Here is a 23,139-nt window from a genome sequence, read left to right on the forward strand (position 1 = left end):
TTATTCAAATTAAAAATTGGAGGTTTTATTCATGTTAAATGAGTTTAAGAAGTTTGCCATGAGAGGCAATGTGATTGATCTCGCTGTCGGGGTAGTGATTGGCGGAGCATTCGGTAAAATCGTTTCCTCACTGGTTGCAGATATTATTATGCCAATTGTTGCGATGCTCGTGGGAAGAGTTAGTGTCGCGGACCTAGCGTTTGGAGAAGTAAAATATGGGGTATTTCTACAATCAATAATCGATTTCTTAATTATTGCTTTTTCTATATTTATGTTTATTAAATTCCTTTCTCGTTTTAAAAGGAAGGAAGAAGAAGTTAAAGTGGTGGTCCAAATTGATAAGAAAGAAGAACTTCTTGCTGAAATACGAGATTTATTAAAAGCAGAAAAAGATTTTTCTAGATAAATGAAACATCTTGACCTTTTCTTCGTATATTCTAGATATAAACTATTTTCGAGGTGAAGTAAATTGTATACTCAAACATCTACTGAATTTATGCCATCTGTCATTAGGACATTCGCGCTTTCTCTAGCCATCGCCTTCGTTGGGACTATGATAGGAACCTTTGTACCGCCGGCACTATTTCTACCATTAGCCATTCTTGAATTCGTTTTGTTGATGATTGCCTTTTTCTTTAGACGCAAAAAAGCAATTTCTTATACGTTCCTCTATATCTTCACTTTTATTTCAGGGATTACGTTGTACCCAATTGTTTCTTATTATGCAATGACTGCCGGAGCAAACGTGGTGTTAATGGCTTTTGGAAGTACTACAGTCGTGTTTACGGGCGTAGCCATCTATGCAACGGTATCAAAACGAAACTTCTCTTTTTTAGGCGGATTCCTATTAGCAGCGTTACTTGCTTTAGTTGCCATTTCTATTTTTAATATCTTCATGCCGTTAAGCTCAACTGGTATGCTTGCATTCTCTTTCATAGGAGTATTAGTTTTTAGTGGATATGTATTATTCGATTTCAATCGGATGAAGCAGTATGGTGTAAGTGCTGAAGAGGTTCCTTTAATGGCATTAAACTTATACTTAGACTTTATCAATCTATTCGTAAGCATTTTGCGGATTTTTGGAATTCTTTCATCTAGGGATTGATAATAGAAGCCGGGAGTCCTCTCCCGGCTTTTTCTTATGCAAAGGATTGGAGTTTCGGTCTAAGGTGCTCTTTTCCCCTTTTCATCCTCGTTTTCACTGTGGATATTGGGATATTACTTCTTACTGATATCTCCATTAATGTAAGGTCTTCAAAATAATATAAAAAAATAGCAGACTGATAAATCTCAGGTAACGTCTTGACACTTTCCGCCATTTTTTCCGCTGAATCTTTATGTAAAAACACTTCATCCGGAAGTGGAGGCACTTCTACTGCAGCAGAATAAGAATACACATCTTCCTTCCAAAACTGTTTTGTTTTATTTTCCTTCCGCCAATAATCCCGACACTTATTTCTTGCTATGGTAAATAGCCAGCCTTTTAGTCTTGATGGTTCCTTAATACTATGAAACGCTAAATAGGCAGAAATCAAAACCTCCTGGTATAGGTCCTCTGTAAGTTCCTTTTGTTTAACTAACGAAAATATATAGTTAAAGATGGCATTCCCATGTTCTTTTACCATCCATTCAAAAGAATCAGTCAATCTATCCCGCATTTTTTAAACCTTCTTTCCTATTAACACTTATCATATTAATAGACGGAAGAAAACTGCCTAACCCCTACACTCTACTCTCACCTTTTTAATTATTTTTTTGAATTAAGCCCCTCATAAAAATAGATACGCCGATTTTTTTACAAATACTTAAGTAATGCATTAGTGCCAATAACACTGATCCTGTATTCATCGCAATAATTACGCCGTCCATCCTCCATTCGGGACGCGAGGCAAGAAGGATAATAATAGAAAAGGAAACAATTGTCGACCAAATTCCATGAATAAACGTTTCCTTGATCAGTCCTAAACCAATTAAAAATGCCTGCATGGGCATGACAAAAAAGTGAAATAAAAAGAACGGCCATAGCATTTGTAAGTAAACAGCAGCAATTGATGAACTAAAGAAAATGGAAGTAAGCGGCTGAGCAAAAAGATAGAAGAGTACTACCGCTGGAACTCCATACAAGAATGTCAGGCTCATTACCTGTGTTAGCATTTTTTGCAGTGTGGAATAATCTCTCATGGAATAGGTTTTAGAAACTGCGGGTATTAAGACCGTCATTAAGGAATGAGCAATAAATGCTGGGAAAAAACCAATTGAAGCAGCAACCCCCATAAGCATGCCAAAATGTTCAGTAGCAATGGTTTCAGAGAGTCCAGATTTAACCAATGCTGCCTTGATTAAAAAGGGTTGTATTGCCCCAGTTAATGCTGAGAATAAACGCAATCCTGTTGTGGGTACCGAGACAGCCATTAAATTTTTACGGACAGCCTTTCGATTCAAATTTGAAAAGGGCATACGTTTTAATTGTTGGAAGTGAATGATTAACATGTAACATAAATAAAGAAATACAGCTATTTCACTGCCAATAAAAGAGGCAATCGCAATTAATACTGCGGTTTCTGAGTCAAATTGGAAAAAACGAAATAAAGCAAATAACAAGACTAGCTGAATAGACTTTCTTATGAAATTAGCAATGGCGATCTTACCCATGTGATGCCTTCCCATGAAATAGCCTCGCGCTACAGAGGTAAAAGAAATGACAGGAACTAACAGAATAATCAGCCAGCGTGTATATGGATGGTATCCATTAAAAACTGAAATAAATGGAAGGAGGACCATAGCAACCAAAAAGAGGATACAAGTAAAAATAATGGTAATCGTAATCGCATGATAAAGAATATTCCGATGAAACTTTTCCTCTTTCTCAGCAACAAATTTTGATATGGAAACCGGCAGTTCAAAACTCGACAACAGAACTAACAAATAAATCGATGGAAGAATAGACATATATAAACCTAATCCATGCTTGCCCAGTTCTTTTGCTAGTATTAGATTAACTAAGAACTCCACACCTTCCCCTAAAAAGGCGGATAGAGCTAAAAATAATATTCCTTTGTAAAAGATAGCCATCACGAACTCCCCTTTAAAACAATCTCACTTTTAATAAGCTATGAGACAAGTTCTTTGAATAGTAGAGAGAAATAAAAAAAGCATAAAAAAAAAGGGCTCTTTGCCCTTTCTAAACATTTTTTGCTATCGTCTGTTTTCTAACTGCCCAAGTCATAAAGAGGATGATAACCACTAACAATAATTGGGGGACAGTGGTTTCCCAGGTTGGGTACAATCCAATCCAATCAACAAACGGGAAGTTAATCACTGTGCTCGTCGAAAAGACCTTAGAAATCTGTAAAGCGTGGATACTAATTCCGAGCATTTTAAACGCTAGGAAATAAATCACAAATGTTGCCACTTTAAAAAATACATGAATGGGAATTTTTACACTGTAGTAAATAATGGCAAAGCCGAAAATCACTAAAATGATTACTGCTAGAACAATCCCTAGTACAAGTTGCTGCATGCTTATATACGGTGTTATTCCGGTGTAAAAAATAATCGTCTCGGCCCCTTCACGAAAAATTGAAAGAAAACTGATGACGGCAAATGAAAAGAGGCTTCCTTTTGCAATCGCCTGCTGCATCTGTTGCTTTACATACTTATTCCAATTGTCAATACTAGATTTTTTATGAAGCCATGCTCCAACAGATAGCATCATAACCACAGCCAATATACCAGTTATTCCTTCAATATATTCTCGACTGGATGCTGCAGTTATCTTGGAAAAGATTATATTGATAAAAACTGCTAGGAAGGCACTTGCTAAGATCCCCCCTGCCACGCCTGTCCAAATCCATTTTTGTTGAGAAGACTGGCCCATTTTCTTTAAAAAGGCAAGTAAGGTAGCAATGATTAATAATCCCTCTAGCCCTTCCCTTAATAGAATAAGTGCAGAATCCCAAAAAGAATAATTGGTTTTACTAATTAATGGTTCTAAATTCGCATTTAATTCCTTAACGATAGCCAATGCCTTTGAACCATTCACCTTATCAGAACTTAGAATACTGATCGCTGTTGGAATTTTTGTTTCCATTTCACTATATAACTTACTGTCTCTCGTTTGTACTTCCCCTTCAACGATTGGCCAAATGTTGAGGATTTCATTTAAATGCTGAATAGAATTCTTATACTCCTTATTGGCTATCTCTTTTTCAGTTTTCTTTAATAGTGTCGAAAGGTCAGTTAAAGAAAAATCACCTTTAACCTGGTTTGAAAATTTACCGGCTAAAAAGTTGTCCACTTCTTGTTTTAATTGATCTACATTCGTCTCGGCCTTGTTTAAATCCACAGGGTTTTGCGTAATTGAAATTCGAATTAAAGCCATGTATTTTTCAATATTTCCGTAAGAAGCAATACTTTCATCATGAACGATTTTCTCAGAAGCATTCCATTGATCCATTAGATTTTGATACTGAATCTTTATATCCGCTACATTCCCATCCAAAATAGCTGCTTTCAAATTCTCTAGAAGCGGGAGCATTTTTTTTACTTTGACGGTTTGTTCTGTGCGATCTATAGGGTTTTGTTCTGCATCATACTTTACCAGAGAACTTGATAATGCTGAGAGACTACTAGAGAGTTTCTCTTTTTCTATTTCCCCTTTTGCTAGTATACTTTGAACCTTTACTAAATTTTGATCAACCAATTTTGCCTGTTCACTATTAATATTCTTGATTTTATCCCATTCCTTAGAAAACTGTTCTATGTTATTCGAAACGGTTTCCTTATCACCTGATTTAGCTTTCATTAAACTATCACCGATTAGTACAAACAGTTCGTCATGGTTTTCTGCTGCCGCCACGTGATGGGCAGTTTGAAAAATAATGAATAAAGATAAAAATAATATAAAGGGCTTCCATAACATTTGCATCTATCTATCTCTCTCCTCTTTAATAGGAAAAACATTACATAAAGAGTGTCTCCCCTATAAAACCTCCCTGTTTCGTTCCTGGTAAACAGGCGAAAAGGGCGCTGCCTCGATGTGAAATATACTCATTCAACTTATCCATTTTTGAAAGTCTCTTTTGGATGGGAATGAATTGTTTACTTGGTGAACGTTGAAAACTTAAGAAAAGAAGACCTGCGTCAAAGCTCCCCGTCTTCAGATCCATTCCATTCGAGTAAGAATATCCTCTGCGGAGAATTTGCTGCGATCCATCTCCATGTGATAACCGAACATGCGAATCTACAGGGATTGTATCCTCTCCGTCTGCTTGTTTGTGATTTAAATCTAGTTTGTCAAATTCATTTTTTTGCCCAAAGGGTGCACCACTGTCACGATATCTTCCAAAGGTATTTTCCTGTTCCTTTAAATTGGTACGATCCCAGACTTCTATAAACATTTGAATCCTTCGAACAACAAGATAACTGCCGTTCTGTAGCCAATTCGGACCATCACCCGGCTGAACCCATACGTGTTCATTCATCTGTTTTTCACTTTTTACATCAGGATTGACACTTCCATCCTTGAAGCCAAACAGGTTCCTAGGTGTTCCTTCTTTTGCATCAGCCTGCTTCGTTCGCTGAAATCCCGGCTGTGCCCATCTTAAAACAGCCTTTCCCCTCGCAATTCGAATAAGGTTTCTTACCGCATGAAATGCTACTTGCATATCATCCGCACAGGCCTGAATACATAAATCTCCTCCAGTCCATTCCTCTTCTAATGCATCTAATGAAAATGCGGGAAGGTCTTTTAACTCCTTAGGCTGCTTACTTTTTAATCCAAAACGATCTTGGTTCTCCTTTACGAAAAGACTAGGACCGACCCCAAAAGTAATCGTTAAATTAGAGGCTGATAATCCCTCCGCCTCTCCCGTATCTTTTGGCGGAAGAAATTCATTACTAGAGAGTTCTCCGATCGGTTTCCCCTCAGACATTAATGCTGCTGCCTGCGTCCATTCTTTAAAAAGCATGATTAAATCTTCTTTTCTAGTAGTTGTCACATCCAAGGCAGCAAAATAAACATGGTTTTGTGCTTTTGTCGTAATTCCACTTTGGTGCCTTCCATAAAATGGGACAACGTCACTCACCTTCACACTGGATGCCTTCCCTTCTGTAACAGACAACAAGCCTCCTATTCCAGATGCACCAATTAGAATCCCAGCACCGCCAACTCCAGCTGTTTTCAAAATATCCCTTCGTGAAATTTTCTTCACTCCAGGAGATTCCCCTTCAATGATGTACTCATTCTTAGACATTTATAATGCCTCCGTTACAATTCCGATTTCCGAAAGTGGTTCTGCAAGCGCATCAATGGCTTGACTAAGTTCCTTTATCTCAGGTTCCGTCAAATCCGTATAGACCTTGTATCCTTCATCGTTTTTGTGCTTATTTAATAAGCTAAAAACGTCATCGAAGCGGATTTGAATTTCCTTTGAAAGTTCTTCATCCTTTTCCTTTAAAGCAGGGTTTAAAAGTTGAAAAATTTTGTCCGCACCTTCTACATTTGCAGCAAAATCAAATAAATCAGTATGAGAATATCGATCCTCTTCCCCCGTTACTTTTGAAGTAGATACCTCATTTAAGAGGTCTACCGCCCCCGTAATTAATAGGTCAGGCGTAACTTCGACTGTATCCACCTTTGCTCGTAAAAGATTTACATCCTTCATCAACTGCTCGGCATATTGTTCATAGCCAATAGTTGTGTTTTCGACCCATAACCCCTTTTCAATACGATGGTAGCCTCCCCATTCAGCCTCTGGGACATCTCCTTCACGGGCGTCGATTTTTGGATCAAGATCTCCGAATACTTCAGCTATCGGTTCTGCACGCTCATAGTGCACTCTTGACGTGGCATATAGTGCTTTAGCTTGGTCAACATCTCCATTTTTTACTGCAGTCGTAAATGCCTCCGTTGCCTTTACAAATTCTTCAATTTCTCCTATAGCATACTTTCGGTATTCATCCGTTACTACAGAAAATGAATCTGATACTGTATTCTTTGTTTCTTTCACCGTCTCTTTCGCTGAATTTTCATCTGAATTAGCACAACCAAATAATAGACTGCTAGACAATAATAAACTTCCTGAAACCTTTAGTAATTTCATATATATATATCCCCCATCACCGATAATAATGATAATCATTCTCGTTAGTATCATAACAGCAATTGATAATATTTTTCAATAGTAAATAAAAAACTTTCCAACTATTCAGATTGGAAAGTTTTTCTGGAGTTATTTTTTTAAAGAGTGTTTAAATGCGTAAATGACTGCTTGTGTTCGGTCTTGGACGTTTAGTTTACTCAGTATATTACTTACATGAGTTTTTACTGTTTTCAATGCAATATATAATTCGTCAGCAATGTCTTGGTTGGTTTTTCCATCTGCCATTAACATTAATATTTCCATTTCGCGGGTGGTGAGTTCTTCGTGGGGCAGATGCTGCTGTTTCTGGCGCATTTTCACCATCATTTTTCCTGTTACTTCGGGCTCAAGGACAGACTGTCCATGGTATGTAGCACGAACGGCATTAGCAATTTCATCTGCCTTTGATGTTTTTAACATATAGCTAGTGGCACCGGCTTCTAGTGCGGGATACACCTTTTCATCGTCCAGGAAGCTAGTAACGATAATAACTTTTGCTTCTGGCCAGTTTTCAATAATTTGTCTAGTTGCTTCAATCCCGTCCATTTCCTTCATGACTAAATCCATTAAAATGATATCAGGTCTGAGCTCAAGTGCCAGCTCCACTCCCCTTTTACCATCAGCTGCCTCACCTACAACTTCAATATCTGGCTGTGCTGATAAATAAGCAGAAACGCCTATTCTCACCATCTCATGATCATCAACAAATACGACTCTAATCATTTACACCATCTCCATTTATCAAACCGGTACCTTTACTTCCAGTCTTGTACCTTTACTTTTCACACTTATTACCTTTAAAGTTCCTCCAACCTCAAGTGCCCTCTCATGCATATTCTGCATTCCGTATGACCCTGCCTTCATGTTATCAACTTCAAAACCGATCCCATCATCGACAATTCTTAAAATGACAAGGTCTTCCCGCTTTATCAATAAAACTTCTAGTTCGTTCGCCTTTGAATGCCGAAGCGTGTTGGATACAGATTCCTGAAGGATACGGAAAAGATGATCCTCAATTCCTTTATCAAGTGGAAAGGCTTCTACCTTCCATTTAATTTCCATTGTTACTTTCTGTGATAATTCGATTAATAACTCTTCAATTCCTTCTTGCAGCGTTTTATTTTTCAAGGCAACCGGACGCAAATGAAGAAGCAGGGCACGCATTTCAAGTTGTGACTGATGAATCATTTCTTCCACCATTTTCAACTGCTTTGCTTCCCTATCCTCTTCATTCACACCTTGCCTGGTTGTATTAATGGCTGACATCATCATCGAAGCAGCGAATAATTGCTGACTGACGGAATCATGTAATTCACGGGCGAGACGGTTTCGTTCTTGTTCAATGATTTCTTGGATCCTCGCTTCCTGATCTTCCACCTTTTCTGTAGCCAATCGTTGTGAAAGCTTGGCTTGTTCCGACATTTGCCTGCCTATTCTATCAATCTGTTCAGCTATACCTTGCATTTCTGAAGTGGCTTGCTTTCCATCCGTGACAATTTGTTTTCCCTGCTCTAAATGGTGCAGTGAATGCTCAACAGCCTGAAACTGTCTTCTCCAGTAAATACCAGAAAAAATGCCCAATAGGATACCTAGAGCAATACTAAATGCGGGAATAAATATTACAAATGGGATATCCATAAAATGCCGATTCCATAGTTCTGACCATTCTGAAATTGGAAAAACCATGATAAAGGTTGCCGTAATAACGAGTGCAATCATCACAGAAGAAGCGATATTCCAAATAACCTGCCTTTGTATTGTGCTCATATCCGGCTCACCTCTAAATTGCCTACCAACAAGGAGGTAAAGATTTTCACCTTTTGCTCTGCCTGGTCATAGTCTGCTGTCCTAAGGTGAAATGCTTGGTTAAAAACCTGAGCCTGACGATTCTCAAAAACCTTAGTGGTGCCAACAACGGACGTGTGATGTACACTTACTTCTATTTCATAAGGTATTTGGATTTGGATATTGCCAATGACATTTCGGATAAAGATAATCGTTTCACCCTTCGGCAAAACCGTATAGCTTAAATCTATGATTGTATCTCCAATTCCAGATTGGATGTTAATGTCATTCCATTCATAAACACTGCTTGGTGTTTTTTGTTGTCCGAAAAATATATTTTCAAAGAGCGGCTTTGTCTTGATCAGCGTCTCTTTTTGCTGAGCCTGCTCGGATTCTTTGATATCTAATGTAATTTTATTTGGATTTTTTTTAGAGCTAGAATATTGAATGATAAAATGAAGGAGAATCGCCAGCAATAAAAATCTAAAGGTCATCATGCTAAACACACTAATTAAAAGGAAAATGATTCCTGCTAGGAAAAGAACCTTACCACTCTTCTTCCCCGCTTTTCTTCTTCCTATATAAATGAGTCCGCCAGAAAATATAAGAGAGAAAATTAGACCACTGTTAAAAAATAGAATTTCTAGCAGCAGTACGACAACCCCCATAACGACCAGCCATCCCGTATAATCATTTTTTGCATTTTTTAACATTTGGCCTATCCCTCCCTTGTTGGTTTTCGTATCCATGATATGGCCAAAAAGGTGCAATGGCTGCACCTTTATAGAATACCATGTTTTGGTTATTAAATGGACTTGCTTTCTTCTAATTTCATTTCTTTTTCCAATTGTGCAATTCTAGCGTCAATGGTATCACGGTAATATTCACTTTTTACTTGATGATCTAAACGATCTAAGTAAGTATCAATTTCTTGAAAACGTGTGTTTGTATTGTTAGATGTCAGGTTTGAGTCCAAAACTTGATTCATACGATGATTGGCACGGGTTACATTTTCACGACCCATCAATTCCAATCGTCGGATTTGCATATCTTTTAATTTATGTTTCATTTCCTCATATTTTCTTTCTAATTCACCTAGCTGACTTTTTACTTGTTCTAGTGAATTAGAAAGTCGTTCAACACGGCTTGAGTATTGCTGATGTTCTGCTGCCGCAAACTCATACAGCTCGGTTTCACCCGCTTTAGAAGCGATTTGGGCCTGATACTTTCTTTTCTCTGCCAATTCTACAGCTTGAGAATATTCTCTTGTAAATTCATCTTTTAGTGCATATTGGCGTTCGACAAGTTTCCTTACCTTTTCAGTTTCTTGCTCACATTGACGAAGATATTGGTTCAGAAGCGCAATTGGATTTTTCTTTTCTTTTTGGTCAACAGCAGCATGTAAATCTGCCATAATCGTATCTTTAATTCGTGTTAATAGGTTCGTCATATTTTATCTCTCCTAATTAGTTTTTGTTTAGTTCATTCCATTGCTTTTCAAAATTTATAAATGGATCATGATCCTCTTTTACCACCGTATTTTTGCTTTTACTCCAGTTTTTGTAAACAAGATAAAGTACATATGCAGCAACAACACCAATAATAGCAGGAGCATTATGAATGGAAGCCATTAGGACAAAGAATCCGATAATCCCAAGAACAATCTTGCTTCCCGTCGAATCAGCCTTTAAAAATTGCTTGAAGATGAAGTATAGGATCCCAAGACCAACTAGTAACCCTACCAGCGGACCAATAGTTGATAGTAAGATGATCGCTGCAATTCCTCCAACTAAAAGTAAACCAAATTTTTTCATTTTGTATTCCTCCTTTCTTTATCTTGATTTCATCTTACCTCTATTCCAAATTTCTCATAACGAACCAGCGCTTTATTTTCATCTCGGTCTTGAGACGTAGAAAGGGTCAGTCCCCTTTCAGGAACTGACCCTTCCATTGATTATTTTGAAATAAACATTTGTGTCCAATAATGTCTTTGTGATCCGCCTTTTGCGTACCCAACACCTATATGCGTGTAATTTCCGCTTAGTATATTTGCACGGTGGCCCGGGCTGTTCATCCAAGCTCGAACAACTTCCTGTGCCGTTGTTTGCCCTGCAGCAATATTTTCGCCTGCCGAACGATAAGAAATCCCAAAATTCTTCATCATGGTAAATGGACTGCCGTAAGTCGGACTATCATGGCTGAAATAGTTTTTATCCCTCATGTCTATAGACTTATAACGCGCCACTCTTGAAAGTTCCCAATCTGGAGTTAGGGCTCTCAATCCATTTTTTGCTCGTTCTTGATTGGTTAATTGAACGACTTGGCTTTCAATGCTTTTCGTTGCATCATAATTAGGAATGGTAACTTTATTTCCTGGATAAATCAGGTTTGGGTTCCTAAATTGGGGATTTGCAGAGATGATTTCAGATATCCCAACTTGGTAACGAACTGCGATTTTCCAAAGTGTATCCCCTGGCTGAACAGTATATATTTGCTGGGCAAAGGATACATTTGGAATGCTAATAAGTGATAGTAAAAACATCAAACTAAACCAAAATGATTTTTTCATTTTACGCCTCCTCCGATATATATATTTTTGATTTAAGGCTCAAAATATACAGATGGAAATAATATATTTTTTAACTGAATCTTTGTGGAGGAGAAATAGTGAGAGATATTTCATGGATTACCTATGTGATGTTAGTTCTAGCTAGTTATCGATTAACCCATTTAATTGTTTTTGATAAAATTACCGAGTTTATACGCAGGCCTTTTATGAAGAAAGTGAAAGTAGAAACCAATCATGGAATTGAAACAAAGGAAGTACCAAAAGGCATGTTCGGTTATTTATTGAAATGTTATTGGTGCGCAGGAGTTTGGAGTGCCATATTTCTTGGAGGCGGATATTTACTATTTCCCCGGGTAACGTTTGTGATCATCTTGATTTTTTCCATTGCAGGAGGTCAATCCATCATTGAAACGTTTGTCGGAGTAAATATTAAGAAAGTCGATTATTATGCAGAATTAGAGAAGAAAAAATAATACAGAAATCTCCCCCTTTCGCATAAACATTAGGAAAGGGGGGATTTGAATGGCTGCATGGTGGGTAACTACCATTGGTTTTATCATTTGTCTTGGTTTAGTTGGGGGTACAATGGTTTACTTTTTAAGAGGAACGCTTAACTCCGAAGACTCCACCCGTGTTGACCCGATTAAAAAAGAAACGGACTAATCTTGTAAAATAACGTTTAGAACCCTGGAATTCAGGGTTCTTTCTTTATATTGATGTCTCCATGTATGGCTGAAATGCGGACAGGCTCTTTTCGTCAATCAAATCTATTTTCAAATAATATTTTTTTATAAATTATCGTTACATGATATCAACAAAGTTGGAAAAATTAATCATATGAATACAGTACTGGAGGAAGACATATGAGTTCATCAGAAAGTACCCACCATTTCCCTAGAACCTATTGGCGTGAAATAGAGTTGCCAACGTTTGAAACCTTGAATGAGGATACTACAGTTGACGTTGCCATTGTTGGTGCAGGTATAACAGGTATTACTGCTGCTTATTTGCTTGCAAAAGAAGGTGTAAAGGTCGCCATTATTGAAGCGGGCGGAGTGTTAAACGGAACAACAGGACATACCACCGCAAAGCTGACTGCTCAACATGGATTGATATACGATGAATTAATCAGCCATTTTGGCGAGGAAAAGGCTAAGTTATATTTCGAATCCGCATCAAATGCGATTAAATTTGTTGAGAATACCTCGAACGAAAAAGGAATCGATTGTGATTTTAGCAAACAAGATGCTTTTGTTTATGCAACCACTGATCAGTATGATAGGAAACTTGAAACCGAAATGTCTGCCTATCAAAGGCTCGGAATTGATGGTGACCTGGTAGGCAATATTCCATTTGATATTCAAATAAAATCTGCACTATTAATGCGTAATCAGGCACAATATCATCCACTTAAATTTTTAAAAGGGCTGTTAGAAGAGGCGATCAAAGCTGGGTGTAAGGTTTATGAAAATTCAGTTGCAGCTGGGATTGAAGATGTTGAAACTGCCCAGCCAAAGGTTAAGATAAAGGGCGGGCCTAAAGTGGCATGTAAACAAGTGATCATTGCCTCCCATTTCCCATTTTATGATAAACCAGGCCTTTATTTTGCAAGAATGTACGCGGAAAGATCTTACGCCATCGGGATTAAAACCAATCAGGAATATCCTGGCGGAATGTATATCAGTGCTGATAGTCCGTCACGTTCCATTCGCTATACACCAATTGATGGAGGGAATCTTCTTATTCTTGGAGGCGAAAATCATAAAACAGGTCAGGGTGTTGATACGCTTAGCCACTATGTTGCACTAGAGTCGTTTGCAAAAGATGTGTTCGACCTTTCTGAGTATCACTACCGCTGGTCTGCACAGGATTTGGTAACACTGGACAAGGTGCCTTATATTGGTCCGCTAACACAAGACAAAGAGCATATCTTAGTGGCAACCGGCTATAAAAAGTGGGGAATGACTACAGGTATTCTTGCTGCCCATCTTCTTACTGATTATGTTTTAAACCGTGAAAATCCATATAAGGAATTATATTCTCCATCTCGTTTTGACGCGGACCCGGATATTAAGTCGATTATTTCAACCAATGCGGATGTGGCGAAGCATTTAATTAAAGGAAAACTTGAGTTTGTGCCAAAGGACCCTGGGGATTTAGTTAATGGAGAAGGTTCTGTTGTCATGCACAATGGACAACGTGCTGGCGCATATAAGGATGAAAACGGAAAGCTTTACATTGTGGATACGACTTGTACACATTTAGGCTGTGAATGTGAATGGAACCGTGCAGAAAAATCATGGGATTGCCCATGTCACGGCTCGCGGTTTGCATATAATGGAGAAGTCATTGAAGGACCAGCGAAAAAGGCATTAAAGAATGTTGGCGGAGTATAATGCCGTAAATTCATAAAAATGAAACGCCTCCCTAAACAGGAGGCGCTTTCTTTATTTGCCATGTGGACGGTTGCGTTTTAGTTTTTCTCCCGTTTCAAATTCAACGAGTTCTTCAGGCGTTCTCATTGCCTTTTTACGATTATTATTTCGCTGGGCATTGGCGTTACCGAGCTTTTGTCTACCCATACTATCATCTCCTTTTTAGAGAATACATATAGTATGAGTGAAAATAATTGAAGTTATTCTCCCCTAAGAACTGGTGCTTTACGGAACTTTGTTAATTGTTCAAACGCAAAAGCGGCTTCAATCAAGATAGGCTCACTATAGGCGCTTCCGGCAAAAGTAATTCCAACAGGTTCTCCGATAGATGTATAACCAGCAGGTACTGCAATGGTCGGATAACCAGCCTTCGCACTAATGTGTGAGGCCTCTTCACTAGGAAACAGAATTACGTCTAATTGATACTTCTCGAGCGCATAATCAATTCCTTGTTTGGTGGAATGATAAAAATCAAATTCCAACGAATTTACATAATCTGCTTCCGTTAAAGAACCACTAGTTGCATTGGATTGAATTAGGACCTCCTGTCCATACTTAAGCATTGTTTCTTCATTTTCCTTATTAAATTGAATTAAATCATTCAATGTTCTAATGGGTATAGATGGATGAAGTCCGTTTAAATATGCGTTTAAGTCTGGTTTAAATTCATAGGTTAATACGTCATACCGCCATTTTGCATTCGCAGATGGAAAGTCGATATGTTCAATAATCTCCGCACCAGCTGCCTCTAAAACAGCAACTGCGTCATGGAAAATCTTTAGCGTCTCTTCACTTAAATGTTCAGTGAATCCATCTAAGGCAATGCCAATCCGTTTTCCCTTGAGTCCGTCTTTACGTAAATGTTCGGTAAAGTCCTTCTCAGCTAGTGGATTTGTTTTCGTTATTGGATCTTCTTCATCTTTTCCTTTCAATGCATTCAAGAGAATGGCCGCATCTCTAACAGTCCTTGTCATTGGTCCCGCTGTATCCTGTGTATGAGCAATTGGTATAATACCTCTTCTACTGATTAAACCGACTGTTGGTTTGATACCGACTAATGAATTTTGGCAGGAGGGATTCAAAATGGATCCAGACGTTTCTGTTCCTATCGCTGCAGCCGCTAAATTCGCAGCAATAGCCGCACCAGAACCAGAACTTGAGCCGCCGACATCAAATTGTCCAGGTCCATAAGGATTTAATACTTGACCGCCACGGGAGCTATACCCGCTTTTCATGCCATAGGCCATAAAGTTTGCCCATTCCGTCATATTCGTTTTCCCAAGAATGACTGCTCCTGCGGCACGAAGCTGTTCTGCCACATGAGAATCTCTTAACGCAATGGAATCCTTTAAAGCCAAAGACCCAGCGCTGGTATGCATTTTATCAGCAGTATCAATATTGTCTTTTATCAAAATGGGAATACCGTGCAACGCACTGCGCGGCCCCGTTTCCTTCCGTTCAGCATCAAGTGCAGAGGCAATATGCAGCGCATCTGGGTTGACCTCAAGGATTGAGTGGATACTTTTATCATAAACAGAAATTCTATGTAGATACATCAACACAAGTTCTTTGGATGTTAGCTCTCCGCTAGACATTTTTTCCTGCATTTGGGTGATGGTCGCTTCCTCAATCCAATGATCGAGATATTTATTTAATTTTTCACTTTCCATTTTTTCCCCTCCCGTTGATAAAATTCTATAAGAAAATGGGTATTCCTGCAATAATAAAAGACAGCAGGAAAGTCCCACTGTCTTTGTTTAACGCCGTACTTTTTGTTCGGGCTCAGCAATTTGCCCTTTATAAAAAATCCTCTTATTTGGAGTGACGTTAAGTTCTTGACAATACTTTTTTAATTCTCTCTCTTCTCTTTCGGTTACTAATGAAATAACGGTGCCATTTGCTCCCATTCTTCCTGTTCTGCCAGCTCTGTGAACGTACTGAGCAATATCCCTAGGGAAATCGACATGGACAACATGAGTGACTCCTTGAATATCCAATCCCCTTGCAGCGACATCCGTAGCAATCAGCATTTTTGTTTTGCCATCACGGAAAGCCTTGAGCTCCGCCTGCCGTTCTAATTTCTTCATATCACTATGTAGAATTCCTGTTGATAACTCTTTGAAATTGAACTTTTCTTTAAAAACTTGGATTTCCCCAATATCATTAATAAATGCTAAGGCTTTGATATGATCTAACCGCACAATTTTTTCAAGAAGCTTAATCTTATCTCTAGGCTCGGCAGTAAAATAGATATGCTCAACCTCTCCAGAGGACGCCAGCTCATCCTTTTCTATTCGAAGTATTTCGGGCTCCTTCGTTATTTCCTTTGCCAATTTCTCCGTTCCAGCTTTCATCGTTGCTGAGAACAACACAACTTGTCGGTCGCCCATCGTCGATTTGACAATATTTTGGACTGTGTTTAAATGCTCAGGAATTAAAAGCTGATCTCCCTCATCTAAGACTACCAGCTTCACTTCGTGCATCTTTACTTTTTTCTGTTTGATCAGTTCAAATAATCGGCCTGGTGTCGCAAAAATAACATGAGGGCGCTTTTTTAACTTTTCGAGTTGACGTTTTACGTTGGCTCCGCCAATGATGGATGTGCCTCTAATCGCACTTCCTTCGGACCACTTTTGAAATTCTTGATAAACCTGCATAACCAATTCCTGTGATGACGCTAAAACTACAGCTTGTAATGATTGTGAATTAGGTTCAACTTTATTTAATAATGGTAATAAATAAGCAAGTGTCTTACCCGTACCAGTTGGCGATTCTGCAATTACATCTTTTCCATTAAGAATCAGAGGAATGGCTGTATCCTGAATGGAAGTAGGTTGTTGAAATCCTGATTTTTCCCAGTTTTCCTGTAAAAAAGGGCTTAAGGTATTTAACATATTGGACTCCTTTATCTATCTCATTTCTTCATATTATATCCACACATGACTTTGATACTATCCTATTTACTAAATTGTGTCCATAAAAAACCCATTCCTAAGACACGGAATGGGTCATGTTTCAATTCATCTATTAATCAAATGTTCGGATAGCCAATTTATGAATGGTTGAGTTTATTTCTTCAGATTCTATAATTGCTTCATTATAGTTAATTTCAATTTTTCCACTTCCAGCTAATATCTTTACCTTTTCAATCCCGTTATATCTTTTTATTTTCCTTTTTATTTTTCCAATACATCCCGAACAGGCAACATCATTTAGAGATAACTGAATTATACTCACTTTGAATATCCCCTTTCTAAAATGGCAATTCTAACAGTATATTAGCTAAATTTCATGCATTTTAATAGCCATCAATCGGAAGTGCTGAGGTTCTACTTCGCTGACGATTGCATTCATGCCCATCGATTGAAAAGTAGCAACCAATGGCTCCCCACGGTGGGGTAAATGAATTTCAAATATCGTCCCAACTGGTGCCGTTTTTACAAAATTTAAGATTTCCCTGCGTGGATGTTCTCCCTTTAAGACCCTCTCACGAATATCTATAACGGCTTTTTTTCCTTCTATCTGAAAACTGCTCATAATCTCATCTCCCATGACTACGATTTTTTCCAGTGTAGCATTGTTTTCACTTTATAGAATTGATTTAAATCACGCTCATAAATTGTTTTTCATAGACTTCGGCTGATAACTACCTTAGGGATAGTAAAAAGCTATTTTTGAACGTATTGTGAACATTATCTTGAATGTACGTTAACCCCTCTTATTTAGTGGTAAAATGAGAAACAGCCAGATAACAATATATCGGAGTTGAAAATGATGTTAAATAAAATTGCTCTACTGTCCACGTTTTTGTTTTTTATTTTTGGAGCAAATGTATTTGCTCATTCCCATTTGGAAGATTCTACTCCTAAAAATGGAGAGATTGTATCCGAATCACTTAAAGCAATCACACTAACTTTTGAAACAGCCCTAGAACCCACTAGCTCTTTTACATTACTGAATGAAAAAAATGACTCTATTCCACTTTCTACTGTTACAATTAGTGGTAATCAATTAGTCGCCAATGTAGAGGGCAACCTTGTAAATGGAGCGTATACGATACATTGGAAAATCATTGGAGAAGACGGTCATCCACTTGAAGGGGATATCCCTTTCACCACCGAGCTACCTATAAATGCTGCCTCTCCAGAACAAAGTGAGACACAATCATCTGTTGCTGATGCGACTACTGCCGAGGTAACATCTGCCGCAGTCACAGATACGGTACTGAAAGATCAAGCAGCAGGAGTAAAAGAGGATGCTTTAAATGAACCTAAAATCATGAATTATGTACTCCCAGCTATTATTGGTTTGATTATTGTTTTAGGGTTTGCAAGCTATTGGTTGATTTTTAGGAGGAAACAAGTCTAGATGTTTATTGCAGGCATTGTAAGTGAGGCATTACTTTATAGTTGTTTTTCGTTGTTATTAGGAAGCTTTATTGTTAATCTGGTTCCCAAATCAGTTCGACCAGAAATAAAGATACCCAAAATCATACTATTAGGTGCCGCGTTAGGAATCGCTCTATTTTCATTCTTACCGGTATTAAAAATAGTTCTATATTTATATGAGGACTTAGGTTTAGGCTATACCCTTGAGTCTGTGTTAACGAATTTCGAGGTAGGTAAGACTTGGGTTAGTACGGGGATTATTTCGTTAATTCTATTTGTATATCTAATTCCAATTAAACTGGAACAAAAACCGTTATTCTCTTTAACTGGTCTTGCCTTTACACTAATCTTAATCGCTTCCCTTGGATGGTCAAGTCACGCAGCTTCATTATCTAAAATGGCGGGTTTCCTTACGCACAGCGCTCACTTTTTGGCGATAACAACATGGGTTGGAATACTATTGGTGGTAAGTTGGTTTTCACAGAACCATGATCATTGGCTTAAATTTTTAAAGTGGTTTTCACCTGTTGCTATGTTATGTTTCGTTACTACAACCATAACAGGGATATCATTAATGACCTTTCATATGGATTTGTCCAATTATGTTAGTGTAACGTCTATTTCCTATGGGCAGGCATTATTAATCAAACATATTGCCATTTTGCCATTATTAGCTTTTGCCTTTATCAATAGCTTTTTGATTCGGAAGAAACTCAAAAATGATCCTTCTTATAATCCGCTTCCATGGGCTAAGCTGGAAAGTATTATCGTTTTGATTATTTTTTCTATTACTGGTGCACTGGGACAAGTTTCACCACCCCATGAACTTAGTGCGATGATTAGAGCAGAAGGTGCTTCTAAGCTATTTTCCTTGTTTCATCCAGGTGAGATAAATTTCCCTATCGATTTTTCCCCTGGGATTGTTTCCATAATCCTATTTCTAATGGCTATTCTTTTCCTAGCGCTAGTTATTGTAACTTTCATAAAAAGAGCACCAAAAGCTTTGGCGCTCATAATGAGTTTACTATTTATTGTTTCAGGCTATATAGGGTTTATGTTAAGCATTTCATAGCATTCCCTTATTGGACGTATGCATTGGCATACGTTTTTTTCTTTATTTATCAAGCTTTCTCAGTTGGGGGATCAGGGTAAGCACCCGAGCTGACAAATAGGCGGAGAAATTCTGCTTATATCGTAATTAGTATTAAAATTGGCTTAAATAGACTGAGAAATTCCGCCTATTGGCTCGTAAAATTGGAAAACGGGAGATTTTGCTTTGATTAAGTGGAAAACCTCCGCTTATTTCCCCCGTAGTGAGCTCCATTCTGCATTTAATCGGAAATCTACGCTTATTTTACTTTTGCGGGTTACTCGATTAAGGACACACATCTTAACTAAAAGAGAGTAAGTCTTTTCTCGAAAATTAATTGTAAAGTGAACGTAATACCGCTCTTACCGGACTCCCATCCCCTTCAACCAATGGCAGCGGCAAAGCAATTAATTCATAATCACCCGGCTCTACCTCATCTAAAAGGATGGATTCAAGGATATGAATTCCATTTTCATTTAAACTATGATGAGCATGCAGGTCTTTGCTGTCAATAGGATCGACCGATGGAACATCTACCCCAATCAGCCTAATTCCCCTCTCCGCTAGGTATGGACCAAGGTTTGCTTCCAAATGGGGGATTTTTTCTGGAAATTCTGATTCATTTTGCCATGATCGTGTCCGAAACAGCACTCTTTTCATACCTTCTAAATCTACATCGGCTAGATCCTTAGCTCCTATACTAACCTTCCCGGACATATCGACGACTCTTACAGGTCCCATATATAATTCGAGATCCAATTCAATGATCTTTTTTCCACCATCATCAAAATGAAAAGGGGCATCCACATGTGTGCCCGTATGGGTGCTCATTGAAAGGCTCCCTACGTTTACAGAGCCGCTTTCTGCTATTGACCATGACACCTCATAATGAAAGGGTGTATCCCCAGGCCAAACTGGCATTCCATTTTCAATCCTTCTGGAAATATCAATTATTTTCATTCAACCACTCCCTAGGGCAGCATTTTTGAGTCTATGTTAAAAATATATCGCCGTCCTGGTGTTGTCAACTAATGAAAGGAACGCCAAAAGTCTCCCTCGTGATCGATTATGCTGCTTAAATCATGAAACGGGATCCTAAAGGTTGGAAAGCCAGCAGCATATGGAGCAATCTCGTATGGTTCATAATAAACATTCAACGTCCCTTTGCTAATATAGTAAGGATGGTCTGCCTTTATCCCTTTATAGGAATTCGGGAAAACATAGGAATATTGTTCATCACTTTTGATTTGTTCCCTAATCATTTCACTGAGTTCTTTTACATAATCTGCCCCTTTCCTAAACAAATCCTTAAGTTGATAAAACCTTCCCGTTTTTAGGTCAATATGGGCATATTTCTTTATAGGCATCCCGTGTGCCGCACCAAAAGGATAATCATATCCATTTATCTCAATAACTACCAGGTTTTTCTGATAAAAGCGTACATCGAAATCCCCTGTGTAGCTTGAGTCCAATTGCGTATGTGCAACCGTTGGCTTCACTCCAGACATGTCCTTCAATGTCTGATTAACACTCTCCGGATTTGCAACACCTTTTAACTGTGGATAGTAGACTAAATAATCTTTATTGGGTTTGAATTTTTTTTCAATAACAGAATAATCATTCTTTAAAGGAATGATTGTATTTTGTTTCCAAATCAACTTGCCTTTCTTATCGAAATAGAGAATCCGGAGATCGATATCCCCCTTAATTAAAGATTTATCAAATGCTAATGAACCGCTGCCTTGCACCTTTGGGAGGTAATTCAATCTTTGACCACGCTTATCAATAAAGAACGTCATTTCATCATTATAAGCAGATGCCAGGCCATCCAAGTAATTGGACACACCATTGTAGATGAACCCAGTAAAAATGTGACCATTAGAATCGGCTATTGCATATTTTTTAGGAAGATACGGCTTCCCGGGATTAACCGATTTTCCCAGAGCATATTGATTTTCCCCAAGGTATATCAAACTGGAATACTGAGGTTTTATGATAAACTTCCCCTGCTTATTAATTAAGCCATATCCATTTTGTTGATTTTCCACGTTAACAATCGCACGACCTTCAACGAAATGCTGTGTTTCGATAAACTGAGGTTCAATCACTACCCTGCCTGATTCGTCCATATACCCCCATTTTCCTTCATTACTTTTACGAAATGCCAGCATACCCTCTCCATAATTGTCGACAAATGGATAAGAGTAAGAATTTAATACGTTTCCTGTTAGATCAATGAGTGCATAGTTGCCCTCTTTCACTTTAACAAGGGCTTTACCGTCGTGAAAGTCACTAGCAGATTCATAGGTCAACGGAATGACCTCATTTCCTCTTCTGTTTAAATATCCATATAAATACTGACCATTTTCGTTCATATTGGCAACTACTGCTCTGCCTTCCTTATAATCTCCAATAAAGGAATATGACTTCGGGCCAATTTCCTTCCCAGCTTCATCCAAAACGTTAAAACCTCTGTCATCAATCGCAGTGGCACGACCTTCGGAAAATGGACTGATTGTGTCATATTTTGGTTTTACAATGAAATATCCCTCGTTGTTGATAATACCTGTAAGATTATTTAATTGAATGATAGCTAAGCCACTTTCCTGAAACTCATGTGCCATTTCATATTTGGGAGGAAGAACAAAATTCCCCTTACCATTGATATATCCCCACTTACCTCCGCCAATTTCTTTGACTTCTGCAGGAAAAAGGTAAACCATTCTGGATAAGGTAAGCAAGTAGGAAATCCAATTTCCCTGTTCTATATTTCTTCTAGACATCCGTACTACCCCATTTTATTTTTTATTATATATATGAAAAAATGGGCGGAATGAAGCTTATCTTTAATCACAAACAAAAAGAATCTATTTTTGCACAAAGGCTTTTAAATAGATTCTTTTTGATTAGTTATATAAAAACATAATTTTGCTGTAATTCTCTAAGGATATTCTCTTTTGTCTTCAATATAGCTTGAACGATTTGGTCTTTTACCTCAGGTGAAATGCGATAGGCAGGTACGCTGACACTAAAAGCTCCATAGGTTTGGTTATTCATTACTAATGATACACCTAGACAATAGACATCTTTCTCACCTTCACTGTCATCTACAGCATACCCATTTCTTCTTATATCCTCTAACTGTCTTAACAAAGTCTCTGAATCTGTAATCGTCGTTTCCGTTATGGCTTTTAATTCCACTCGGCTTAAATAAGCTGCTACTTTATTTTCTGGCATTTCTGCTAGTACAGCTTTACCCATTGCAGAGCAGTAAAGAGGCTTCGATAGACCAATTCTAGAATTCAAACAGACAATTGGCTTATTCGTTTCCAGCTTGTTAACCGTTAAAATCTCATCGCCTTCTAAAACACCTAAGTGTATCGTTTCATCTAAATTATTTTGCAGTTCTTTTAAATAGGGATAAGAAATTTTTGAGATGTCCAGATTAGCAAGATATTTATTTGCGTATTTTATCAAGGCACTACCAAGTTCGAATTTTTTTGTTTCAGGATGTTTTTTCACATAACCAATTAGAAGAAGTGTATCTAAGATCTTCAAAGCAGTTGAACTTGTTAGACCTGTTTCCTGCGCAATTATATTTAAGGATTGTGGTTCTTTCTTTGCGGAGAGTACATCTAGGATACTCGCAGCCTTTATTAGAACCGTACCATAAGGTTGTTTGGCATTCTCCATTGTATTACCTCCCTTCATCCTATCTTTTTTATAAATA

Annotated in this window: 26 protein-coding genes; 7 read left to right on the forward strand and 19 right to left on the reverse strand. The window is 38.0% G+C overall.

The window, feature by feature from the left end; genetic code table 11:
* Nucleotides 1–31 precede the first annotated feature (31 nt).
* Together mscL and BANA01_RS10750 are read left to right on the forward strand one after the other, a co-directional pair.
* On the forward strand, nucleotides 32–406 hold the full coding sequence (mscL, locus tag BANA01_RS10745) for a large conductance mechanosensitive channel protein MscL (RefSeq protein WP_063253119.1): 375 nt from the start codon (nucleotides 32–34) through the stop codon (nucleotides 404–406).
* A 90-nt stretch (nucleotides 407–496) separates the two neighbouring features.
* Nucleotides 497–1,105, forward strand: a complete 609-nt coding sequence (locus tag BANA01_RS10750) for a Bax inhibitor-1/YccA family protein (RefSeq protein ID WP_157411764.1) — start codon at nucleotides 497–499, stop codon at nucleotides 1,103–1,105.
* Between the two features lie 34 nt (nucleotides 1,106–1,139).
* On the opposite strand, the gene BANA01_RS10755 is transcribed toward BANA01_RS10750, so the two are convergent.
* The 11 genes from BANA01_RS10755 to safA all read right to left on the reverse strand — a co-directional run bounded on the left by BANA01_RS10755 (nucleotide 1,140) and on the right by safA (nucleotide 11,496).
* The gene (locus BANA01_RS10755) at nucleotides 1,140–1,658 is read right to left on the reverse strand and encodes an RNA polymerase sigma factor (RefSeq protein WP_063253121.1); all 519 of its coding nucleotides are present in this window, start codon (nucleotides 1,656–1,658) and stop codon (nucleotides 1,140–1,142) included.
* 85 nt (nucleotides 1,659–1,743) lie between these two features.
* Nucleotides 1,744–3,072 (reverse strand): oligosaccharide flippase family protein, encoded by a 1,329-nt coding sequence (locus BANA01_RS10760; RefSeq protein ID WP_063253122.1) that lies wholly within the window; start codon nucleotides 3,070–3,072, stop codon nucleotides 1,744–1,746.
* Between the two features lie 109 nt (nucleotides 3,073–3,181).
* The gene (locus BANA01_RS10765) at nucleotides 3,182–4,927 is read right to left on the reverse strand and encodes an FTR1 family iron permease (RefSeq protein ID WP_063253123.1); all 1,746 of its coding nucleotides are present in this window, start codon (nucleotides 4,925–4,927) and stop codon (nucleotides 3,182–3,184) included.
* A 34-nt stretch (nucleotides 4,928–4,961) separates the two neighbouring features.
* Nucleotides 4,962–6,254 carry an iron uptake transporter deferrochelatase/peroxidase subunit gene (gene efeB / locus BANA01_RS10770; RefSeq protein WP_063253124.1) on the reverse strand — a complete coding sequence of 431 codons (1,293 nt, stop codon included), beginning with the start codon at nucleotides 6,252–6,254 and terminating at the stop codon, nucleotides 4,962–4,964.
* Entirely contained in the window at nucleotides 6,255–7,103 is an 849-nt protein-coding gene (gene efeO / locus BANA01_RS10775; protein ID WP_063253125.1) for an iron uptake system protein EfeO, read from the reverse strand.
* Between the two features lie 129 nt (nucleotides 7,104–7,232).
* On the reverse strand, nucleotides 7,233–7,865 hold the full coding sequence (locus BANA01_RS10780) for a response regulator transcription factor (protein ID WP_063253126.1): 633 nt from the start codon (nucleotides 7,863–7,865) through the stop codon (nucleotides 7,233–7,235).
* An 18-nt stretch (nucleotides 7,866–7,883) separates the two neighbouring features.
* Nucleotides 7,884–8,909 carry a sensor histidine kinase gene (locus BANA01_RS10785; protein ID WP_063253127.1) on the reverse strand — a complete coding sequence of 342 codons (1,026 nt, stop codon included), beginning with the start codon at nucleotides 8,907–8,909 and terminating at the stop codon, nucleotides 7,884–7,886.
* Nucleotides 8,906–9,640: a cell wall-active antibiotics response protein LiaF gene (gene liaF, locus BANA01_RS10790; RefSeq protein WP_063253128.1), complete on the reverse strand. Its 735-nt coding sequence runs from the start codon at nucleotides 9,638–9,640 to the stop codon at nucleotides 8,906–8,908. The genes BANA01_RS10785 and liaF overlap by 4 nt, the downstream gene beginning before the upstream one ends.
* A 92-nt stretch (nucleotides 9,641–9,732) precedes the next feature.
* Nucleotides 9,733–10,377 carry a PspA/IM30 family protein gene (locus tag BANA01_RS10795; RefSeq protein WP_063253129.1) on the reverse strand — a complete coding sequence of 215 codons (645 nt, stop codon included), beginning with the start codon at nucleotides 10,375–10,377 and terminating at the stop codon, nucleotides 9,733–9,735.
* Nucleotides 10,378–10,393: 16 nt separating this feature from the next.
* Complete coding sequence (locus BANA01_RS10800; RefSeq protein WP_063253130.1) at nucleotides 10,394–10,741, reverse strand: lmo0954 family membrane protein; 348 nt, start codon at nucleotides 10,739–10,741, stop codon at nucleotides 10,394–10,396.
* A gap of 140 nt (nucleotides 10,742–10,881) precedes the next feature.
* Entirely contained in the window at nucleotides 10,882–11,496 is a 615-nt protein-coding gene (safA, locus tag BANA01_RS10805; protein ID WP_063253131.1) for a SafA/ExsA family spore coat assembly protein, read from the reverse strand.
* A gap of 98 nt (nucleotides 11,497–11,594) precedes the next feature.
* Here safA and BANA01_RS10810 point away from each other — a divergent pair, with 98 nt between their 5' ends.
* From BANA01_RS10810 to BANA01_RS10815, 3 genes are all read left to right on the forward strand, one after another.
* Entirely contained in the window at nucleotides 11,595–11,969 is a 375-nt protein-coding gene (locus BANA01_RS10810) for a DUF1360 domain-containing protein (RefSeq protein WP_157411759.1), read from the forward strand.
* A 49-nt stretch (nucleotides 11,970–12,018) separates the two neighbouring features.
* A complete protein-coding gene (locus tag BANA01_RS29900; RefSeq protein WP_169803682.1) occupies nucleotides 12,019–12,159 on the forward strand; it encodes a hypothetical protein in 141 nt (46 codons plus the stop codon).
* 200 nt (nucleotides 12,160–12,359) lie between these two features.
* Nucleotides 12,360–13,892 (forward strand): FAD-dependent oxidoreductase, encoded by a 1,533-nt coding sequence (locus BANA01_RS10815; RefSeq protein WP_063253133.1) that lies wholly within the window; start codon nucleotides 12,360–12,362, stop codon nucleotides 13,890–13,892.
* 51 nt (nucleotides 13,893–13,943) lie between these two features.
* Here the strand turns inward: BANA01_RS10815 and BANA01_RS30570 are convergent, their stop codons facing one another.
* From BANA01_RS30570 to BANA01_RS10835, 5 genes are all read right to left on the reverse strand, one after another.
* Nucleotides 13,944–14,078 (reverse strand): hypothetical protein, encoded by a 135-nt coding sequence (locus BANA01_RS30570; RefSeq protein WP_257029373.1) that lies wholly within the window; start codon nucleotides 14,076–14,078, stop codon nucleotides 13,944–13,946.
* 53 nt (nucleotides 14,079–14,131) lie between these two features.
* On the reverse strand, nucleotides 14,132–15,601 hold the full coding sequence (locus tag BANA01_RS10820) for an amidase family protein (RefSeq protein ID WP_063253134.1): 1,470 nt from the start codon (nucleotides 15,599–15,601) through the stop codon (nucleotides 14,132–14,134).
* 87 nt (nucleotides 15,602–15,688) lie between these two features.
* Nucleotides 15,689–16,825: a DEAD/DEAH box helicase gene (locus BANA01_RS10825; RefSeq protein ID WP_063253135.1), complete on the reverse strand. Its 1,137-nt coding sequence runs from the start codon at nucleotides 16,823–16,825 to the stop codon at nucleotides 15,689–15,691.
* A gap of 133 nt (nucleotides 16,826–16,958) precedes the next feature.
* Nucleotides 16,959–17,168 carry a heavy-metal-associated domain-containing protein gene (locus tag BANA01_RS10830; RefSeq protein ID WP_063253136.1) on the reverse strand — a complete coding sequence of 70 codons (210 nt, stop codon included), beginning with the start codon at nucleotides 17,166–17,168 and terminating at the stop codon, nucleotides 16,959–16,961.
* Between the two features lie 45 nt (nucleotides 17,169–17,213).
* Nucleotides 17,214–17,468, reverse strand: coding sequence for a hypothetical protein (locus tag BANA01_RS10835; protein ID WP_063253137.1), 255 nt, complete (start codon nucleotides 17,466–17,468; stop codon nucleotides 17,214–17,216).
* Between the two features lie 234 nt (nucleotides 17,469–17,702).
* Here BANA01_RS10835 and BANA01_RS10840 point away from each other — a divergent pair, with 234 nt between their 5' ends.
* Both BANA01_RS10840 and BANA01_RS10845 read left to right on the forward strand, forming a co-directional pair.
* Nucleotides 17,703–18,299, forward strand: coding sequence for a copper resistance CopC family protein (locus BANA01_RS10840; protein ID WP_082799484.1), 597 nt, complete (start codon nucleotides 17,703–17,705; stop codon nucleotides 18,297–18,299).
* On the forward strand, nucleotides 18,300–19,391 hold the full coding sequence (locus tag BANA01_RS10845) for a copper resistance D family protein (RefSeq protein ID WP_063253139.1): 1,092 nt from the start codon (nucleotides 18,300–18,302) through the stop codon (nucleotides 19,389–19,391).
* 351 nt (nucleotides 19,392–19,742) lie between these two features.
* Here the strand turns inward: BANA01_RS10845 and kynB are convergent, their stop codons facing one another.
* From kynB to BANA01_RS10860, 3 genes are all read right to left on the reverse strand, one after another.
* Nucleotides 19,743–20,369: an arylformamidase gene (gene kynB, locus BANA01_RS10850; RefSeq protein WP_063253140.1), complete on the reverse strand. Its 627-nt coding sequence runs from the start codon at nucleotides 20,367–20,369 to the stop codon at nucleotides 19,743–19,745.
* A 68-nt stretch (nucleotides 20,370–20,437) separates the two neighbouring features.
* A complete protein-coding gene (locus BANA01_RS10855; RefSeq protein WP_157411760.1) occupies nucleotides 20,438–22,192 on the reverse strand; it encodes a WG repeat-containing protein in 1,755 nt (584 codons plus the stop codon).
* A 127-nt stretch (nucleotides 22,193–22,319) separates the two neighbouring features.
* Nucleotides 22,320–23,102 carry an IclR family transcriptional regulator gene (locus BANA01_RS10860; RefSeq protein WP_063253141.1) on the reverse strand — a complete coding sequence of 261 codons (783 nt, stop codon included), beginning with the start codon at nucleotides 23,100–23,102 and terminating at the stop codon, nucleotides 22,320–22,322.
* Between the last annotated feature and the right edge of the window lie 37 nt (nucleotides 23,103–23,139).

It is taken from the genome of Neobacillus niacini NBRC 15566 (assembly GCF_001591505.1).
GTDB classification, from domain to species: domain Bacteria; phylum Bacillota; class Bacilli; order Bacillales; family Cytobacillaceae; genus Neobacillus; species Neobacillus niacini.

What these genes read in the sequence shown, in the direction of transcription:
- BANA01_RS10795 (WP_063253129.1), bottom strand. Translation starts at nt 10,377, where the DNA reads ATGACGAACCTATTAACACGAATTAAAGATACGATTATGGCAGATTTA.
- BANA01_RS10820 (WP_063253134.1), bottom strand. Translation starts at nt 15,601, where the DNA reads ATGGAAAGTGAAAAATTAAATAAATATCTCGATCATTGGATTGAGGAA.
- BANA01_RS10785 (WP_063253127.1), bottom strand. Translation starts at nt 8,909, where the DNA reads ATGAGCACAATACAAAGGCAGGTTATTTGGAATATCGCTTCTTCTGTG.
- kynB (WP_063253140.1), bottom strand. Translation starts at nt 20,369, where the DNA reads ATGAAAATAATTGATATTTCCAGAAGGATTGAAAATGGAATGCCAGTT.
- mscL (WP_063253119.1), top strand. Translation starts at nt 32, where the DNA reads ATGTTAAATGAGTTTAAGAAGTTTGCCATGAGAGGCAATGTGATTGAT.
- efeB (WP_063253124.1), bottom strand. Translation starts at nt 6,254, where the DNA reads ATGTCTAAGAATGAGTACATCATTGAAGGGGAATCTCCTGGAGTGAAG.
- liaF (WP_063253128.1), bottom strand. Translation starts at nt 9,640, where the DNA reads ATGTTAAAAAATGCAAAAAATGATTATACGGGATGGCTGGTCGTTATG.
- BANA01_RS10835 (WP_063253137.1), bottom strand. Translation starts at nt 17,468, where the DNA reads ATGAGCAGTTTTCAGATAGAAGGAAAAAAAGCCGTTATAGATATTCGT.
- BANA01_RS29900 (WP_169803682.1), top strand. Translation starts at nt 12,019, where the DNA reads ATGGCTGCATGGTGGGTAACTACCATTGGTTTTATCATTTGTCTTGGT.
- BANA01_RS10840 (WP_082799484.1), top strand. Translation starts at nt 17,703, where the DNA reads ATGATGTTAAATAAAATTGCTCTACTGTCCACGTTTTTGTTTTTTATT.
- safA (WP_063253131.1), bottom strand. Translation starts at nt 11,496, where the DNA reads ATGAAAAAATCATTTTGGTTTAGTTTGATGTTTTTACTATCACTTATT.
- BANA01_RS10755 (WP_063253121.1), bottom strand. Translation starts at nt 1,658, where the DNA reads ATGCGGGATAGATTGACTGATTCTTTTGAATGGATGGTAAAAGAACAT.
- BANA01_RS10800 (WP_063253130.1), bottom strand. Translation starts at nt 10,741, where the DNA reads ATGAAAAAATTTGGTTTACTTTTAGTTGGAGGAATTGCAGCGATCATC.
- BANA01_RS10780 (WP_063253126.1), bottom strand. Translation starts at nt 7,865, where the DNA reads ATGATTAGAGTCGTATTTGTTGATGATCATGAGATGGTGAGAATAGGC.
- BANA01_RS10815 (WP_063253133.1), top strand. Translation starts at nt 12,360, where the DNA reads ATGAGTTCATCAGAAAGTACCCACCATTTCCCTAGAACCTATTGGCGT.
- BANA01_RS10845 (WP_063253139.1), top strand. Translation starts at nt 18,300, where the DNA reads ATGTTTATTGCAGGCATTGTAAGTGAGGCATTACTTTATAGTTGTTTT.
- BANA01_RS10765 (WP_063253123.1), bottom strand. Translation starts at nt 4,927, where the DNA reads ATGCAAATGTTATGGAAGCCCTTTATATTATTTTTATCTTTATTCATT.
- BANA01_RS10750 (WP_157411764.1), top strand. Translation starts at nt 497, where the DNA reads ATGCCATCTGTCATTAGGACATTCGCGCTTTCTCTAGCCATCGCCTTC.
- BANA01_RS10860 (WP_063253141.1), bottom strand. Translation starts at nt 23,102, where the DNA reads ATGGAGAATGCCAAACAACCTTATGGTACGGTTCTAATAAAGGCTGCG.
- BANA01_RS10760 (WP_063253122.1), bottom strand. Translation starts at nt 3,072, where the DNA reads ATGGCTATCTTTTACAAAGGAATATTATTTTTAGCTCTATCCGCCTTT.
- BANA01_RS10855 (WP_157411760.1), bottom strand. Translation starts at nt 22,192, where the DNA reads ATGTCTAGAAGAAATATAGAACAGGGAAATTGGATTTCCTACTTGCTT.
- BANA01_RS10825 (WP_063253135.1), bottom strand. Translation starts at nt 16,825, where the DNA reads ATGTTAAATACCTTAAGCCCTTTTTTACAGGAAAACTGGGAAAAATCA.
- BANA01_RS30570 (WP_257029373.1), bottom strand. Translation starts at nt 14,078, where the DNA reads ATGGGTAGACAAAAGCTCGGTAACGCCAATGCCCAGCGAAATAATAAT.
- efeO (WP_063253125.1), bottom strand. Translation starts at nt 7,103, where the DNA reads ATGAAATTACTAAAGGTTTCAGGAAGTTTATTATTGTCTAGCAGTCTA.